At 61.0% G+C, this 17,302-nt stretch carries 15 protein-coding genes and 2 pseudogenes; 10 read left to right on the top strand and 7 right to left on the bottom strand.

Annotated features, from left to right (window positions below):
- Positions 1-139 precede the first annotated feature (139 nt).
- Complete coding sequence (locus AC1Q6D_RS21480) at positions 140-469, top strand: hypothetical protein (RefSeq protein WP_492618484.1); 330 nt, start codon at positions 140-142, stop codon at positions 467-469.
- A 196-nt stretch (positions 470-665) separates the two neighbouring features.
- Positions 666-764: pseudogene (locus AC1Q6D_RS21475) on the top strand (LysE family translocator); the annotation flags it as partial.
- Positions 765-930: 166 nt separating this feature from the next.
- On the opposite strand, the gene AC1Q6D_RS21470 reads toward AC1Q6D_RS21475, so the two are convergent.
- On the bottom strand, positions 931-1,395 hold the full coding sequence (locus AC1Q6D_RS21470; protein WP_103406924.1) for a hypothetical protein: 465 nt from the start codon (positions 1,393-1,395) through the stop codon (positions 931-933).
- 560 nt (positions 1,396-1,955) lie between these two features.
- Between AC1Q6D_RS21470 and AC1Q6D_RS21465 the strand changes: the two genes are divergently transcribed.
- Positions 1,956-2,267, top strand: coding sequence for a DUF3077 domain-containing protein (locus tag AC1Q6D_RS21465; protein ID WP_103405285.1), 312 nt, complete (start codon positions 1,956-1,958; stop codon positions 2,265-2,267).
- 207 nt (positions 2,268-2,474) lie between these two features.
- On the opposite strand, the gene AC1Q6D_RS21460 is transcribed toward AC1Q6D_RS21465, so the two are convergent.
- Positions 2,475-2,843 (bottom strand): PH domain-containing protein, encoded by a 369-nt coding sequence (locus tag AC1Q6D_RS21460; protein WP_047538021.1) that lies wholly within the window; start codon positions 2,841-2,843, stop codon positions 2,475-2,477.
- A 497-nt stretch (positions 2,844-3,340) separates the two neighbouring features.
- On the opposite strand from AC1Q6D_RS21460, the gene AC1Q6D_RS21455 reads away from it, so the two are divergent.
- From AC1Q6D_RS21455 to AC1Q6D_RS21440, 4 genes are read left to right on the top strand one after another with little or no spacing between them, the layout of a single operon-like run.
- Complete coding sequence (locus AC1Q6D_RS21455) at positions 3,341-3,817, top strand: formate dehydrogenase subunit gamma (RefSeq protein ID WP_103405284.1); 477 nt, start codon at positions 3,341-3,343, stop codon at positions 3,815-3,817.
- The gene (locus AC1Q6D_RS21450) at positions 3,817-5,373 is read left to right on the top strand and encodes a formate dehydrogenase beta subunit (protein WP_103405283.1); all 1,557 of its coding nucleotides are present in this window, start codon (positions 3,817-3,819) and stop codon (positions 5,371-5,373) included. Before AC1Q6D_RS21455 ends, AC1Q6D_RS21450 begins: the two co-directional genes overlap by 1 nt.
- Positions 5,370-8,252: a formate dehydrogenase subunit alpha gene (fdhF, locus tag AC1Q6D_RS21445; RefSeq protein ID WP_103405282.1), complete on the top strand. Its 2,883-nt coding sequence runs from the start codon at positions 5,370-5,372 to the stop codon at positions 8,250-8,252. Before AC1Q6D_RS21450 ends, fdhF begins: the two co-directional genes overlap by 4 nt.
- Positions 8,249-8,470, top strand: coding sequence for a formate dehydrogenase subunit delta (locus tag AC1Q6D_RS21440; protein ID WP_103405281.1), 222 nt, complete (start codon positions 8,249-8,251; stop codon positions 8,468-8,470). Before fdhF ends, AC1Q6D_RS21440 begins: the two co-directional genes overlap by 4 nt.
- Positions 8,471-8,603: 133 nt before the next feature.
- Here AC1Q6D_RS21440 and AC1Q6D_RS21435 read toward each other — a convergent pair whose 3' ends face one another.
- On the bottom strand, positions 8,604-9,068 hold the full coding sequence (locus tag AC1Q6D_RS21435) for a hypothetical protein (protein ID WP_090467273.1): 465 nt from the start codon (positions 9,066-9,068) through the stop codon (positions 8,604-8,606).
- Between the two features lie 163 nt (positions 9,069-9,231).
- Here AC1Q6D_RS21435 and AC1Q6D_RS21430 point away from each other — a divergent pair, with 163 nt between their 5' ends.
- Positions 9,232-11,154 (top strand): alkaline phosphatase D family protein, encoded by a 1,923-nt coding sequence (locus tag AC1Q6D_RS21430; RefSeq protein ID WP_103405279.1) that lies wholly within the window; start codon positions 9,232-9,234, stop codon positions 11,152-11,154.
- 183 nt (positions 11,155-11,337) lie between these two features.
- The gene (locus AC1Q6D_RS21425; protein WP_103405278.1) at positions 11,338-11,838 is read left to right on the top strand and encodes a P-loop NTPase family protein; all 501 of its coding nucleotides are present in this window, start codon (positions 11,338-11,340) and stop codon (positions 11,836-11,838) included.
- 36 nt (positions 11,839-11,874) lie between these two features.
- Here the strand turns inward: AC1Q6D_RS21425 and AC1Q6D_RS21420 are convergent, their stop codons facing one another.
- Positions 11,875-13,050 carry an aspartate aminotransferase family protein gene (locus AC1Q6D_RS21420; protein WP_103405277.1) on the bottom strand — a complete coding sequence of 392 codons (1,176 nt, stop codon included), beginning with the start codon at positions 13,048-13,050 and terminating at the stop codon, positions 11,875-11,877.
- A gap of 101 nt (positions 13,051-13,151) precedes the next feature.
- Here AC1Q6D_RS21420 and AC1Q6D_RS21415 point away from each other — a divergent pair.
- Positions 13,152-14,054 (top strand): annotated as a pseudogene (locus AC1Q6D_RS21415) (LysR family transcriptional regulator); the annotation flags it as partial.
- A gap of 10 nt (positions 14,055-14,064) precedes the next feature.
- Here AC1Q6D_RS21415 and msrA read toward each other — a convergent pair.
- From msrA to msrB, 3 genes are read right to left on the bottom strand one after another with little or no spacing between them, the layout of a single operon-like run.
- Positions 14,065-14,772 carry a peptide-methionine (S)-S-oxide reductase MsrA gene (msrA, locus tag AC1Q6D_RS21410; RefSeq protein WP_103405275.1) on the bottom strand — a complete coding sequence of 236 codons (708 nt, stop codon included), beginning with the start codon at positions 14,770-14,772 and terminating at the stop codon, positions 14,065-14,067.
- A gap of 29 nt (positions 14,773-14,801) precedes the next feature.
- The gene (locus AC1Q6D_RS21405; RefSeq protein WP_103405274.1) at positions 14,802-16,580 is read right to left on the bottom strand and encodes a cytochrome c biogenesis protein DipZ; all 1,779 of its coding nucleotides are present in this window, start codon (positions 16,578-16,580) and stop codon (positions 14,802-14,804) included.
- Between the two features lie 33 nt (positions 16,581-16,613).
- Positions 16,614-17,144, bottom strand: coding sequence for a peptide-methionine (R)-S-oxide reductase MsrB (msrB, locus tag AC1Q6D_RS21400; protein ID WP_103405273.1), 531 nt, complete (start codon positions 17,142-17,144; stop codon positions 16,614-16,616).
- Positions 17,145-17,302: the final 158 nt, after the last annotated feature.

Raw genomic sequence — 17,302 nt, 5'->3', positions numbered from 1 at the left:
GCCGAGGGAGTTCAGGCGCTTGGCGGCAGCATCAATTTAACAGGGAGTTGGTGTCCGGTTTTGTAGGGGCAAGTCCACCTGCGAAGCTTTTAAATTTCTCCCATCCTCAGTTGGTACGACCCCTCTCAAGGATTCCCCCATGGAACTGCACCTGGAAACCGTCGCCCTCTTCTCCCTCAAACTGGCTTACGAATCGGAAGATTCAAGCCCGATTCTGCGTGACGACCTGGTCATGGGTGATTACCAGCGGGATGTGTTTGAGTTGCTGGTGCGGCGGGGGGATGTTGAGGCGATTCAGGCGAAGGTGGATGAGTGTGTGGGGTTGGCGCTGGAGGCGGTTGGGGGTGTGGATAAGCCGTTGGGGCGGGAGTTGGGGAGGTTGGCGGGGGAAGTCGCCAGTGTTCAGATTATGGGGCTGATTGGTGCGCCGCTTGTTGCGCTTAAGGATTATCTGAAAGACATTCAATGAATGACGGTGTGACCTAAAAAAGCGGGAGCGCCCGTAGCAGGGCTGAAATTGGTTGCCGTGTTCATCCGATAATCTGTCCCCTTTTCCCCCTGCCTCTATGTCATTTGCACCAGGTTGTTGTTCACAGGTTTGTTGCGCGAGTACATCGTTTGGACTATGCAGTATCTTCGGAATGCCCTATTCAATGGAGTGATTCATGGCTAATTACGGGCTATTTATACTTCTGGCAACCTTGACCGTGCTTAGCCCCGGCCCAGGGGTGGTGTTGACGATTTTAAACTCCCTGCGGCATGGCTAGACTGGCTCGCTGCCCGGTATCTTTGGAGCTCCACTCCCCCTTACTAATCTCTCCTACTCTTCGCCCTCCAACATGCAATCAAATCATTCCCCTGAATCACGTCCTGAGCTTTATATATGAATGACGAAGGAAAGACAGGGCGCCCCGACAACCATATAAAATATTAGCTCACACATCCCGCGAGTCGCGCTAAAACGAGCATGACACTCCACATATATGGCAAGGCATACACTACCGTGCACACAATCAAAAACTTATGAAGATTTCGCTGCAAATTTGGACGTCGATTCTTGTCGTCATCACTGTTGATTTTATCCACACTATTGATTGCTGCAATTAGTTCTGGAGGGCCCAAAGCCAGCAATTTCCTGGCTCGCGCTTGATGATGCTTAATCCAGAACCTAGACTTATCTACAAAAAGCATGGCCATGTAATTAATTAACACTAACAAGACCACCAGAACTAGCATCTGAAATGTATTTGAAACTACTTTATCCGCGGCAACCCATGCCAAAGCCCCAGTAGTAACTGCTATTACAAGACTGCTAAAAGCCAACCGTTGATTCTCGTGCTGCGCGATGCGCTCATACTGCAACAAATAAATATCTTTCCATTCATCATTCACCATTTTTCACCAACTCCTTTTATCGACTTCAATAAGAAACACATACCTTCACCCCTCCTCCCGGAATAGGGCTTACAACTCATTAAAAATCGTCTCGCAAATCATTGCTGTCCTTTCCCCATTCAACATCTAAAGAAGATATGCGAAAAACAAGGAAATAGACCACATTTCACTTCTGAGCAAGGGCCGAAGGTTGCAGCAAAGAGATCTGCACGATACCCTCCCTACCGTCGCTGCCAATTCAGCGACCGGGTGTGAGAGCCCGAAATAATCAAGGCGCAAAGCGCCCCAAAACCTATCGTGGCGTTTTTTTTCGTCTGCGATATGGCTTTATGGCGGCTGTGCGTGGGAGACCTTCGGGTCTACCGGTTGCCTTGATTGCCGGTTTCTCACCCCACGCACAGCTGTCACCCAAGCCCGTGAGAAGGCTCGTGGCAGCTCCTCAAATCAAGGACGTTGACCATGACCAATACAAATCCGTTTGAAATTTGGCTTTCCCCCCTACTCAACCCCCAGTCACATAACCCCCTCCCCCATTGCCTCTCCCTCCTCGGAGGTGGCCAATGACTGAACAATCTGAACTCAAAACCATCGGCCTGACACCCGCCATCTACTGCTCGGATCAAGCGCTGTTCCACGTCACTCGCGGCGTTCCGCTTGGCGATGCGTTGTCCATGGCCTCCGATTTTCTGTTCCTGGCCAAAACCCTCACCGAAGATGCTGCATACGCCATAGACACCGACCGTCACGCCTGGGCGGCGCATTATCTGACTTCGATGAGCAAGGCGTTGGTGGATGATGCGGTGAAGGTGCTGACGCGGGATCGGGCTTGTGCGGCGGTGTCCAAGCGGGCGGGGGTTAAGGCCGACGCTTAGGGGTTGAGGCCTGTGGGTGTTTTGTGAGGGTGGTGGCTGATTCAGCATTTCTGTTGGCTGGGCTGGCGCTATCGTCGGAACGCCGCCCGGAGCAAGCACGCTCCCACAGGGATTTAGTGTGGTGGCTGGTATTTGGAATAGCCCCGAGTTCTCGGGGCTTTTTATTGGGCAGGATTTGGCTGGGCGGGGATTCGGCAGACCGTCAGGTCAAAGCAGATGCTGAGAAATCAGCTTCGAAATTTCTACCATCGAAGTCCTGCCGGTGAATTCGAACTTCACCTTTCCCAGCGACGAGAAGTAGATCTCCAGTTCGGAATCCAGGTCGAACGTGCCTGAGGTTTCTACCGAGTACGCCACGATGTTTTTGTACGGCAACGAGGTGAAGTCTTTTTTGCTGCCGGTGATGCCTTGGACGTTGACCGAGATGATGCGTTTGTTGGTAAACACCACGCCGTCGCGCATGGATTTGTAGGCATCGATAACGTGTTCGCCGTCGATCAACAGGGCTGAAACGCGTTCGGCGTATTCGTCGTTTTGCTTGAGTTTGAAGAATCCCTTGTTGTTGAAATCAATCATCTGTCTTTCCCTGTTTATCCAATGAACGGCTTGTGCATGACTTCATACCGTATCTCGATCGACAGTGCAGGGCCAACCCCCACTCCGCCGCTTTCCCCGCCATGGCCCAACCCATCTGCTCCGCAGAATTGCCCACGGTTCTGATGCTTCTTCTCACCTGCAATGCTTGCTATACATCCCCCTCGACAAGCCCTCCGGGCATCAGGCCTGTGAGTGAACGCCCCTGGCGGCACTCATCTAGACTGAATGGAGAGTCGTAGGCAGAACCGAGCACGTCGCTTTGGTGCAGTTCGATCAATAGCGGCGTGGCAAGCTGCCCTTTATGCCCGGTAGAGGCGCGGCGAAGACCGCGTCGGGCACAACAAGATGCCCATTGAGGGTGCCCTGGCCAACGGCCTGACAATGCCACGATACCGTGACGTGGTGTGAATGCCGCAGCCGACACTTTCGGACGACCGACAACCCTATGGTTTGTCCGTGACCGTGAGGATTGCTGAATGCCTGATGAGAGTATGCACTTGCCTTTGGTCAACAGCCTGCTGGAACGCCACAAGGGCGCTGCGGGTGCACTGTTGCCCATTCTTCACGATATTCAGGAGCACATCGGCTACATCCCCGATGCCGCCGTCTCCGAGATTGCCCATGCGCTGAATCAGAGTCAGGCCGAGGTGCGCGGGGTGATCAGTTTTTACCATGACTTCCGCACCGTGCCGCCCGCTCGGCACATTCTGCGTCTGTGTCGGGCCGAGTCCTGCAAGAGTCGCGGCGCCGAGCACCTGGCCGCGCAGCTGCGCGAACGGCTGCAACTGGACGACCACGGCAGCAGCGCCGATGGCAGCATCAGTTTGCGACCGGTGTACTGCCTGGGCGCCTGCGCCTGCTCCCCGGCGCTGGAACTGGATGGCCGGGTGCATGCGCGGCTCAGTGCCGAGCGTCTGGATGCCCTGCTTGACGCTTGCCGGGAGGACGCTTGATGCCGACTCTTTATCTGCCCTGTGATTCCCTGGCCCGTGCCGTGGGCGCCGATGAGGTAGCAACGGCCCTTACCACTCAGGCCCACGAACGCCATCTGTCGCTGGAGCTGCAACGCACCAGTTCGCGCGGCCTGTATTGGCTGGAACCGCTGCTGGAAGTGGACACCCCGCAAGGCCGTTTCGGCTTCGGCCCACTGACGGCGGCCGATGTGCCGTCGGTGCTTGAGGCCCTGGGCGATCCATCCGCTCATCCACTGGCCCTGGGCCTGGTGGAAGACCTGCCCTATCTGAAGACTCAACAGCGCCTGTTGTTTGCCCGCGCCGGCATCACCCGGCCGCTGTCGCTGGACGATTACCGGGCCCACGGCGGTTTCGAAGGTTTGAACAGATCCGTCACCCTTGGCGGCGAGGAGACTGCGACTGAGGTGTTCGATTCAGGCCTGCGTGGCCGTGGCGGCGCGGCCTTCCCCGCCGGGATCAAATGGCGCACGGTGCGCCTCACCGAAGCGACGCAAAAGTACATCGTGTGCAACGCCGACGAAGGCGACTCCGGCACCTTTGCCGACCGCATGCTGATGGAAGGCGACCCCTTCCTGCTGATCGAAGGCATGGCCATCGCCGGCCTGTGCGTCGGCGCCACCTACGGCTACATCTATGTGCGCTCGGAATATCCGGATGCCGTGGCCACCCTGCGCGAAGCGCTGGAAATTGCGCGTTCCAATGGTTACCTCGGCGCCAACGTCGGCGGCAGCGGTCAGGCCTTCGACATGGAAGTGCGGGTCGGTGCCGGTGCTTACATTTGCGGCGAAGAAACCGCGTTGCTGGACTCCCTCGAAGGCAAACGCGGGATCGTGCGCGCCAAACCGCCGATCCCTGCGTTGAAGGGCCTGTTCGGTCAGCCGACCCTGGTGCACAACGTGCTGACCCTGGCCTCGGTGCCGCTGATTCTGGCCAAGGGTGCGCAGTTCTATCGCGATTACGGCATGGGGCGCTCCCTGGGCACCATGCCGTTTCAACTGGCGGGCAATGTGCGTCACGGCGGGCTGGTGGAACGGGCCTTTGGCCTGACCCTGCGCGAATTGGTGGACGACTACGGCGGCGGGACCGCCAGTGGTCGGCCGCTGAAGGCCGCGCAAGTGGGCGGTCCCCTCGGTGCCTGGGTGCCGCCGTCGCAATTCGACACGCCGCTGGATTACGAGGCCTTCGCCGCCATGGGCGCGATGCTCGGTCACGGAGGCGTAGTGGTGGCCGACGACAGCCTGGACATGGCCCGGATGGCGCGTTTTGCCATGGAGTTCTGCGCCGAGGAATCCTGTGGCAAATGCACGCCGTGCCGCATCGGCTCGACCCGCGGCGTGGAGGTGATTGACCGCCTGCTGGCCGCACCGGACGCGAGCGGTCGCGATGAGCAGGTGATCATCCTCAAGGACCTGTGCGACACGATGCAATACGGTTCGCTGTGTGCCTTGGGCGGCATGGTTTCCTTCCCGGTCGCCAGCGCCCTCAAGCACTTCCCCGCCGACTTCGGCTTGCAGCCCTCGGAGGCCGAGCAATGATCACTCTCTTCGACCCGAAAACCGATATCGATCTGGGCACCCCTGCCCGTGACAGCGACGTGCACGTCACCCTGAACATCGACGGCCGCAGCATCAGCGTGCCCGAAGGCACCTCGGTGATGCGCGCCGCCGCATTGCTGGGCACCACCATTCCGAAACTCTGCGCCACCGACAGCCTGGAAGCCTTCGGCTCCTGCCGCATGTGCCTGGTGGAGATCGACGGCATGCGCGGCTACCCGGCGTCCTGCACCACGCCGGTCAGCGAAGGCATGACCGTGCACACCCAGACGCCGAAGCTCGCGACCCTGCGCCGCAACGTCATGGAGCTGTATATCTCCGATCACCCTTTGGACTGCCTGACCTGCTCGGCCAACGGCAATTGCGAGCTGCAAACCGTGGCCGGTCAAGTCGGCCTGCGCGAAGTGCGCTACGGCTATGAAGGCGACAACCATCTGGCCGATGTGAAGGACACGTCCAACCCCTATTTCGACTACGACCCGAGCAAGTGCATCGTCTGCAACCGCTGCGTGCGTGCCTGCGAAGAAACCCAGGGTACCTTTGCCCTGACCATTACCGGGCGCGGTTTCGAGTCCCGTGTGGCCGCTGCCGGTGGGGATGACTTCCTCGACTCCGAATGCGTGTCCTGCGGCGCCTGTGTACAGGCTTGCCCTACCGCGACCCTGATGGAAAAAAGCGTGGTCGAACTGGGCCAGCCCGAGCGCAGCGTGATCACGACGTGTGCCTATTGTGGTGTGGGCTGCTCGTTCCGTGCCGAGATGAAAGGCGAGCAACTGGTGCGCATGGTGCCGGACAAGAACGGTCAGGCCAACCACGGCCACTCCTGCGTCAAGGGCCGCTTTGCCTGGGGCTACGCCACGCACCCGGATCGCATCACCAAACCGATGATCCGCCAGCACATCAACGATCCGTGGCAGGAAGTCAGCTGGGACGAAGCGGTGACCTACGCCGCCAGCGAATTCCGCCGGCTGCAGCAGAAATACGGCCGCGACTCCATCGGTGGCATCACCTCCAGCCGTTGCACCAACGAAGAAACCTACCTGGTACAAAAACTGGTACGCGCCGCGTTTGGCAACAACAACGTCGACACCTGCGCGCGGGTCTGCCATTCGCCGACCGGCTATGGCCTGAAACAGACCCTGGGCGAGTCCGCCGGCACCCAGAGTTTCGACTCCGTGATGCAGGCCGACGTGATCCTGGTGATGGGCGCCAACCCCAGCGACGCCCACCCAGTGTTCGCCTCCCAACTCAAACGGCGTCTGCGCGAAGGTGCGCGGCTGATCGTCATCGACCCGCGACGCATTGATCTGGTGGATTCGGTGCACGCCCGCGCTGAATATCACCTGGCCCTGCGCCCCGGCACCAACGTCGCCATGCTCAACGCCCTGGCCCATGTGATCGTCACCGAAGGCCTGCTCAACCAGGCCTTTATCGACGCCCGATGCGAAGGCAGCGATTTCGCCAACTGGCGCGAGTTCGTCAGCCGCGCGGAAAACTCGCCGGAAGTACTGGGCGCGATTTGCGGTGTACCCGCTGCCGACATCCGCGCCGCCGCGCGCCTGTATGCCACGGGCGGCAATGCAGCGATCTACTACGGCCTGGGCGTCACCGAACACAGCCAGGGCAGCACCGCGGTCATGGGCATCGCCAACCTGGCCATGGCCACCGGCAACATCGGCCGCGAAGGCGTGGGCGTGAACCCGCTGCGCGGTCAGAACAACGTGCAGGGCTCCTGCGACATGGGCTCCTTCCCCCACGAACTGCCCGGCTACCGGCACGTCTCCAACGAGGTGGTGCGCACGCAGTTCGAACAGGCGTGGAACGTCACCCTGCAATCCGAACCGGGCCTGCGCATTCCCAACATGTTCGAAGCAGCCCTGGGCGGCAGCTTCAAGGGCTTGTATTGCCAGGGTGAGGACATCGCCCAGAGCGATCCGAATACCCAGCACGTCACCGCCGCGTTGTCGGCCATGGAATGCGTGGTGGTGCAGGACATTTTCCTCAACGAAACCGCCAGGTTCGCCCACGTGTTCTTGCCGGGCAGTTCGTTCCTGGAAAAGGACGGCACCTTCACCAACGCCGAGCGGCGTATATCCAGGGTGCGCAAGGTCATGGAACCGTTGGGCGGCAAGGCCGACTGGGAAGGCACCGTGGCCCTGGCCAATGCCTTGGGTTACCCGATGCATTACAAACACCCGTCCGAAATCATGGATGAAATCGCCCGCCTGACGCCAACCTTCACCAACGTCAGCTACGCCGAACTGGAGCGCCATGGCAGCCTGCAATGGCCGTGCAACGCGGCAGCTCCGGACGGCACGCCGACCATGCACATCGAGGAATTCGTGCGCGGCAAGGGGCGTTTCATGCTCACCGGGTACGTGCCCACCGAAGAGAAGGTCAACAGTCGCTATCCGCTGCTGCTGACCACCGGGCGCATCCTCAGCCAGTACAACGTGGGTGCTCAGACCCGGCGTACAGAGAACGTTGCCTGGCATGAAGAAGACCGCCTGGAAATCCACCCGACCGACGCCGAGAGCCGGGGCATCAACGAAGATGATTGGGTCGGCATCGGCAGCCGTGCCGGGCAGACGGTGTTGCGTGCGCGGATTACCGAACGGGTCGCGCCGGGCGTGGTGTACACCACCTTCCACTTCCCGGAATCGGGGGCCAACGTGATCACCACCGACAACTCCGACTGGGCCACCAACTGTCCGGAGTACAAGGTCACGGCCGTGGAAGTCAGCCGCGTCTATCACCCTTCCGAGTGGCAAAAGCGCTATCAGGCCTTCAGCGACGAACAGGACCGTCTGCTCAAGGAACGCCGCCAGGCCCGTGGCGATAAGGCGGAGGCACGCCGATGAGCACGGACAACCTGATCAAGATGGCCAACCAGATCGCCCAGTACTTCGCCAGCCAGCCGGACCAGGAGCAGGCCGTACTCAGTGTGCGCAATCACCTGCAAATGTTCTGGGCGCCGAGCATGCGCAAGGCACTGCTGGCCTGGCAGACCGAGCATCACGGGGAGGATTTACACCCGCTGGTGCAGGCGGCGGTGACCGGGGCGGGTTGGGAGGCTTAGCCCAACACTGAAAAACCACCTGTAGGAGCGAGCCTGCTCGCGATGGACGTCAACGATGGCGCGTGCTTGCAGGCTAAACGCGGCGCTCTTGAGTCCATCGCCCCCGGATGCAGACACAGGGCTGTATCGGCGCTTATTCGACCTCAATGGGCCCTTTTGTCCCGGCATCGCTGTCGGTCCAATAGTCTTCCCCCGTCAGGCGCCGATCACCCTGGATCGTGAACGTCATCTTGCCCTGGCGGAACTGCAGCGTGCCGTCGGTGCGCTTGGCGTTGACCCGCTTGCCATTGACCCAGACGTTCTCCTTCGAGTCGATACGTATGGTGGCGACGGTCGCTCCGGCGTCGCTCTTGGCGACCCACTGCCCGGCATACGGCGTCTGGGTGTTCGCGCTGTCGTTGGCGACCGGCGCTTGCGGATTGCTGAACCCGGCCTTGGCGTTTTCGGCCTTGCTCTTGTGGATATCGCAGCCCTCCAGTTCACTCATCTGGGTGCAACCGGATTGTTCAAGCTGTTTGCGGTACTTGTCGTTGATGGCATAGGCCGGGGACTGGGCAACGATCAACATGGCCAGCGCCGGCAGGATGATCTTCTTCATGTGTTCCTTTTCTCTGAGCGAAAGCGTGTCGACAGTCAGGTCATTCACTCTAGCCTGTATTGGCCATCGGTCAGCTGACACTGATCACTTCAACGTTAACAGGCAGCAGCAACGACCTGCGCTATCATCGCCCGCTTCGGTGCCCCAAGAGTCTTGAACCCGGATGTCCGTCACTCTGCCATTGCCTGCTGATCATCATTCACTGCCACCGGTTCTGGCCGGGCCGCTGTTACGCCGTCTGGAGCCCACGCGGCTGGTGATGTGGCTGGTCGGCTCGCGGTCGCTGGCGTTGACGCTGCGTGTGCAGGGTGTCGCCGATGTACGTCTGGATGCCGGGCAATGCACGGTCATCCAGGTAGGCACGCAGGCCTTTGTGCATTTGATCGACGTGCACCTGGAGGCCCCCCTGCCCCGGGACACGCTGATCGAGTACGACCTGCTGATCGATGACGCACAAACAGGCATTGCCGACTGGGCGCCCCATCTGTTGTACGGCGATGCCCGTCGTCCGAATTTCGTTTTGCGCTCACGCATCGATCAGTTGCTGCACGGCTCCTGTCGCAAACCTCATCACCCGTCAGCCGACGGCTTGCTGTGTGTCGATGCCTTGCTGGCGCAACCCCATGAAGCCAGCGAGCGCCCGGCACTGCTGATGATGAGCGGCGATCAGGTGTACGCCGACGATGTCGCCGGGCCGATGTTGCGGGCCATTCATGCCTTGATCGAGCGACTGGGGTTGTTCGGCGAGCACCTGGAAGGCGCCGTCGTCAGCGACAGCGCCAAACTCTACGAGCACCCCGCCAGCTACTACCACCGTGCGGATTTGTTACCGGCGCTTGAAAGCAACGAGACCTTGCGCGAGCGTTTTTTCGGCGGGGCGCGCAAGCCGATTTTCACCAGCAGCAACGCCGACAACCATCTGGTGACCCTCGCCGAAGTCATGGCCATGTATGTGTTGGTCTGGTCGCCCACGCCCTGGACCTTGATTGCCCCGCAGCCGCCGACACTGACGCCGGACAGGGCTCAGCGCTATGCACTGGAACAAACCCGCATCGATGGCTTCAAGACCGGACTCGGCAAGGTTGCCCGGGCGCTGGCACATTTGCCGACGCTGATGATTTTCGACGACCACGACATTACCGATGACTGGAATCTTTCCGCGCAATGGGAGGAAACGGCCTACGGCCATCCGTTTTCCAAACGCATCATCGGCAACGCACTGCTGGCCTACATGCTGTGCCAGGGCTGGGGCAACAACCCGGACGCCTTCAGCGGGGTCCTTGAAAACGCGCGCCTGTTGAGCGCCACCGGGCAGGACCGTTACCTCGACAGCCCTGTGCAAGATGACTTGATCGACCAATTGCTGACATTTCAGAACTGGCACTACGTGCTGCCCACCCAGCCGGCCATGGTGGTGATCGACACCCGCACCCGGCGCTGGCGCAGCGAGATGAACCTCAAGCAACCCTCGGGCCTGCTCGACTGGGAAGCCCTCTGCGAACTGCAACAGGAACTGCTGGATCACCCGTGCGCGATCATCGTTTCGCCGGCACCGATCTTCGGCGTGAAACTGATCGAGACCGTGCAGCGGGTGTTCAGTTGGTGCGGTTATCCACTGCTGGTGGACGCGGAAAACTGGATGGCCCATCGCGGTGCGGCGCAGGTGATCCTGAACATTTTCCGACACTCGCGCACGCCGGCTAATTACGTGGTGCTGTCGGGGGATGTGCATTATTCCTTCGTCTATGAAGTGCTGATCCGACACCGCAAGGCCGGGCCGCATATCTGGCAAATCACCAGCAGCGGCATCAAGAACGAATTCCCCCGCGCCCTGCTCGAGTGGTTCGATCGCCTCAATCGCTGGCTGTACTCGCCGCGCTCACCGCTCAACTGGCTGACCAAACGTCGGCGCCTGCGCATCGTGCCGTACGTCCCCGAGCATGCCGAGGCCGGTGAACGGCTATGGAATTCGGCGGGGATCGGCCAGGTGTTTTTCAATGATCAGGGTCAGCCGCAGGACATCTATCAGCACAACGCCAATGGTGCGCCGAAGACGCGCATGGTGCCGCCTGCCGATGAGGGCTGAAGGGATGACCGCCGCTCGTGATCATGACCGCAAACCTGTGGGAGCCAGCCTGCTGGCGATGGACCCGAGTGCGCCGCGTTTAACCAGGCCACCCGCGTTATCGTTAACGACCATCGCGACGGTGCGACGATTCGACAGGCTCGCTCCTACAATGGATCGTGTCACGAATAGAGGCGATGCGAATTGGACCTCACTCGAACCCTGATCATCGGCAACTCAGGTTCCGGCAAGAGCTGGTTGGCAGAACGACTGTCGCAGCCGTTGCACGTGCCATGGACCGATCTCGACCGCATTCACTGGATATCTGACGAACACAGCATCGCCCGCCCCCGGAACGAGGCGTTGGCCATGGCACGGGTGGCGGCCAGTGAAGAGCGCTGGGTCATCGAAGGGGTGTATGGCTGGATCGCCAGCGAACTTCTGCCCCGCGCCACCGCGTTGATCTGGCTGAGTGTTGAAGATGAGGATTGCGTGGCCAACATTCGCCAGCGCGAGGCCGGGCGCAACGAAGATGACCGGTTGCTGATCGCCTTGCTGGACTGGGCCGGTTGCTATCGCAAGCGCGAGGGATCCAGTGGGTTTGCGGCGCATCAGCGGCTGTTCGAGGATTTCACGGGCTCGCGCATTCAGCTGACGAATCGGGCGCAAATCACCTCCTTCGCAACACAGACTCCGCCCGTGTAGGAGCAGCCACAAGCGGCTCCTGCACGAGAACCCGGTTCAGGCAGCTCCTATCGACAACGCTATCCCCCTGACAATCATCTCCACCTCCCGCTCATCAATCGTCAGCGGTGGCAGCAGGCGGATGATCTGGCCCCGGGTCACGTTGATCAACAGGCTGTGATCCCGTGCGGCGATCAGGGACAGGTCGCGTATCGGTTGCTTGAGTTCGATGCCGATCATCAAACCCTGGCCGCGAATCGCCAATACGTTCGGGTGGTCCGCCAGTTCCGCATGCAATCTTTCGAGCAGGCGTTCGCCCTGTATCCGCGCGTTTTCCCGTAGTTGCTGTTCCTCGATGATGTCCAGCACAGTGCACGCGACCCGACAGGCCAACGGGTTGCCCCCGAAGGTGCTGCCGTGGCTGCCGGGGGTAAACAGTTCGGCGGCTTTGCCCCGGGCCAGGCACGCGCCAATCGGGATGCCATTGCCCAGGCCTTTGGCCAGGGTCATGACGTCCGGCACGATGCCTTCGTGCTGGAACGCAAACCACTGGCCGGTGCGGCCGATGCCGGTCTGGATTTCATCGAGCATCATCAACCACCCGCGCCGATTGCACAGCTCGCGCACGGCTTTGAGATAGCCCGGCGGCGCCAGTTGCACGCCGCTTTCGCCCTGGATCGGCTCCATCAGAATTGCCACGACGCGCGGGCCATGGGCCTGTTGCACCTGATCCAGTGCCTTGAGATCACCGAACGGCACCTTGACGAAGTCCCCCGGCAACTTGCTGAACCCCAGGCGTACCGCCGGCCCATCGCTGGCGGACAAGGTGCCCAGGGTCCGGCCATGGAATGCGTTCTCCATGACCACCACCAACGGTTGCTCGATGCCTTTGTGCCAACCATGCAGCCGCGCGATTTTCAGCGCCGTTTCGTTGGCTTCGGCACCGGAGTTGTTGAAAAACGCCCGGTCCATGCCGGCCAACCGGGTCAGTTTCTGCGCCAGTTGCTGCTGCCAATCGATGCTGTACAGGTTCGAGGTGTGCAACAGCAAACCGGCCTGCTCGCTGATGGCCGAGACGATTTTCGGGTGTGAGTGGCCGACGTTGGTCACCGCCACGCCGGCGATCGCGTCCAGGTATTCACGACCGGCCTGATCCCACAGGCGTGTGCCAAGGCCCTTGGTGAAACTCAAGGCCAGCGGTTGGTAAGTGCTCATCAGGCAGGCGGCGGTCATGGCAAAAGCTCCCTCTACGGTCGGTGTTTTTGCAGTATGGTTAGCCACCAGCGCTGGATAAACTCAGCAAAACTTCATTCATTTTAAAGCCAGGCTTGATAATGGATTTGTTCCAGGCAATGAGCGTTTACGTACGTGTGGTCGAAGCCGGCAGCATGACCGCCGCCGCCCAGCAATGTGAGATGTCCACGACCATGGTGGGCAATCATCTCAAGGCCCTGGAGCAGCGCCTGGGTGTGCGCCTGCTCAACCGGACGACCCGGCGCCAGCGCCTGACCGAATTTGGCACGGCGTACTATCAACGCTGCCTCGAAGTGCTGGGGCTGGTGGCGGATTCCGAGCGCCTGGCGGAGCAAACCCACGATGAGCCCAGCGGCACCCTGCGCATCACCGCACCGCTGACCTTCGGCACCGAACGCCTGGCGCCGGCCTTGAGTGAATTCAGCTTGCACAACCCGCGGGTGAAGCTGGACGTGGTGCTCACCAATCGACGCCCGGACTTGCTGGACAACGGCTTTGACGCGGCCTTCCGCCTGGGCGCACTCGAACCGTCCAACCTGATCGCCCGCCCGCTGATCGACTACACCCTGACCATGTGCGCCTCCAGGGAATACCTGGCGCGTCGGGGCACCCCGGAAAAACCCGAAGACCTGCAACAGCACGACTGCCTGGCGTTCGCCTACCCGGCCGGCGATGACTGGCAATCAGTGGCCCGGCAATGGCGCCTGCACGGTCCTGAAGGCGAAGTCGAGGTGGCGGTCAGCGGTCCGATGCTGATCAACAGCTCGGCGGGTTTGCATCAAGCGGCGCGCACCGGCATGGGCATCGTGATGGTGCCCGATGCGCTGGTGGAGCAAGACCTGCGCGATGGCAAACTGGTCGCCCTGATGCCGAGCTATCAACTGCCGAGCCGGCCGATGCACCTGGTCTATGCCCAGGATCGACATCGCCTGCCGAAACTGCGTCGTTTCGTCGACTTCGCCGTGAAGATGTGGGGCAAGCACTCGCCGCCCCTCACAGCCTCGCCTTCACCAGCACCGGTTTTTCCTGATAGCGATCCGGGTACAGCTGCTTGAGCTGTGCCACTTTCGGCAGGTCGTTGATCACGATGTAAGGGTACGTCGGATGCTCGGTCAGAAAGTCCTGATGCTCTTCCTCCGCCGGGTAGAAACCGTTGTAGCTTTCCAGTTGGGTCACAATCGGTTTGTTGAAGGCATGAGCGGCGTCGAGCTGGCTGATGTAGGCCTGGGCCACCCGCTGCTGTTCGCTGCTTTGGGTGAAAATGGCCGAGCGATACTGGGTGCCGGTGTCCGGCCCCTGACGGTTGAGCTCGGTCGGGTTGTGCGCCACCGAGAAGTAGATTTGCAGCAAGGTGCCATAGCTGACCTGACTCGGGTCGAAGGTCACTTCAACCGACTCCGCATGCCCGGTATTGCCATTGCTGACGCGCTCGTACCGGGCCGTGTCCGCCGCACCGCCCGCGTACCCCGAGACGGCGTTTTTCACGCCTTTGACATGCTGGAACACCCCTTGAACGCCCCAGAAGCAACCCCCGGCAAACACGGCCGTTTCGCTGTGGGCCTGCGTGCTTTCATCCAGGGTCGGAGGGGGCAGGACGACAGCCTCTTCAGCACCACCGAAAGAGAACGCCGAGCACTGACTGATGATGCCGGCAGCAGCCAGTCCCAATAAGGTACGGCGCCAGGTGAACAGGTTTTTCATGACGTTGACTCCTGAAGAATTGAGGTCGATCAGCCGAAGGTAAAGGCGTAGGCCGATGCGCCCGGATCCAGAAACTCGATGCTGAACGTGCGGTCGCTCACGCCGCTGTTCTGGCGCACCAGTTGATACAAACGCTGTTCCGTCACGCGACCGCTGCCATCAGGCGCCACGTCCATGCCATGGGCATCGCCGGGGGCCTTGCCGTCGATCAGCACTTTGAAGCGCACCGGTTTGCCATCCGCGCCGGGGCCGAGCACCAGGTGCAAATCACGGGCGTGGAAGCGATAGACGATGCGGCTGTCCGGGGCGCTGGCGGTGGCCCGTTCCGAGCCGACATGCCACTGGCCGCCCAGGCTCCAGTCGTTGAGTGCCAACTGCTTCGCTGGCGTGTAGGTCGCCACTTTGTCCGGCACCAGTGAGGTTTCCGGCACGAAATGCTCGGCTCGCTGGTAGCCGACGTAAGTTTCCGGCGACAGCACTTCGTTGTTGTCCGGGGCCATCTGCACGCCATCGGCCTTGGCGCTGATCAGCCCGTCCGACACCTTGGTCGCGCCGGCTTCACGCAACAGTTGCTGGATGACCCGCTCCGATTCGGCGTACTCGCCTTCGCCAAAGTGGTGATAGCGGATACGCCCCTGGGCATCGGCGAAATAGTGCGCCGGCCAGTATTCGTTGTTGAAGGCACGCCAGATCTTGAACTCGTTATCAATGGCCACCGGGTAATTGATCCCCAGGTCCTTCATGGCCTGGGTGACATTTTTAACGTCGCGTTCGAAGGCAAACTCCGGGGCATGCACGCCGATCACCACCAGGCCCTGATCGCGATATTTCTCGGCCCAGGCTTTGACATAGGGCAGCGAACGCAGGCAGTTGATGCAGGAGTAGGTCCAGAAATCCACCAGCACGACTTTGCCTTTCAAGGCCTGGGCATCGAGCGGTGGCGAGTTGAGCCACTGCACCGCGCCGCTCAGCGGTGGCAGGTTGCCTTCGACCGGCAAGGTGCCCGGGGCTTTGTCAGCCACTGGCAGCACACCTTCTTCAGACACCGGGTTTTGCGCCCTCATCGCCGTGCTGTCATGGGGTGACTTGCCGGCCAGGCGTCCGACCAGCGCCTGCTCGATTCCGCCGGTCGAGGCCGTGGAGAACCGCGCCAGAAGCCCGGTATCGAGCCCCAGGGCAATCGCCGCCACACCCGCCAGCATCGCCGCGCCGAGGCCACGACGCAGCCACTCCCCGGCACCGATTGAACGCTTCATCGCGGCGAAGACCTTGCCGCCGAGCAGCAATGCCACGGCCAACGATGTAGCGGCACCGGCGGCATAGGCCAACAGCAGCAAGGTGGTCTGGATGCTCGCGCCCTGCAGCGCGGCACCGGTGAGCAACAACCCCAGAATCGGCCCGGCACAGGGTGCCCACAGCAGCCCCGTGGCAACGCCGATCAAGAACGAAGCGCCAGGACGCGGCCGCGCATCGGCGCCGGCCACTTCCGACAGGCGACTGCCGGCCGCCACGAGCGGGCGGGTCAGACGCTCAGCCAGTTGCGGCAACAACAGCGTCAGGCCGAACAGCGCCACAAATACCAGCGCCAGCCAGCGCCCGTATTGATTGAGTTGCACCACCCAACCACCGCCGACCGCCGCCAGGGTGGCCACCAGCGCGAAGGTCAGCGCCATCCCGGCCAACAGCGGCAGACCGCTTTTGATGAACGGCTGTCCGGTGCGGGCAAAGACAAACGGCAGGACCGGCAGAATGCACGGGCTGACAATCGTCAGCACACCACCGAGGTAAGCGAGAAGTAGCAGCCACATGGCGATTACCTGCAAAAAAATGAGGGGTGGGAATCAGGCTGTCCTGGGCTCGAACTTCATCGCCAGGCCGTTCATGCAGTAGCGCAGCCCGGTGGGTTTGGGACCGTCATCGAAGACATGGCCCAGATGCCCGCCGCAACGCCGGCAGTGAACCTCTTCGCGCAGCACGCCGAAGGAACGGTCCTGACGGGTGGCCACGGCCTTGTCCAGCGGCATCCAGAAACTCGGCCAACCGGTATGGCTGTCGAACTTGGTCGTCGAGGAGAACAACGGCAGGTCGCAACCGGCACAGGCAAACGTGCCGTCGCGGTGCTCATTGTTGAGCGGGCTGCTGTAGGCCCGTTCGGTGCCCTCTTCACGGAGGATTTCGTACTGTTCGTCACTCAGGATCGCGTGCCATTCACTGTCGCTGTGGGTCACTTCGAACACCTCTGCCGCGTCCGCCTCGCTGATCAGCGCGGTACTGGCGGAAAATTTGGGCAACAGGCCGATGGCCAGGGCTGCAACCCCCAGTCCGCCGCTCACTGCGAGAAATTGCCGCCGCGAAAATCGTCTTGAATCCATCGCCGCCTCCAAAAATCCTGGGCCGTTTTCATTGAACACAGCCTAGGCTTGGGGTGATCGCCAAATCCTCACGGGGAGTTAAACAATTCGTGATAACTCCGGCCGCGGAAAAGCCGCACAATGCCTGGGTATTTCAATGGTGGGAGCGAGCTTGCTCG

The organism is Pseudomonas sp. MT92 (genome assembly GCF_058792515.1).
This window is presented reverse-complemented; position numbering and strand designations above follow the sequence as displayed.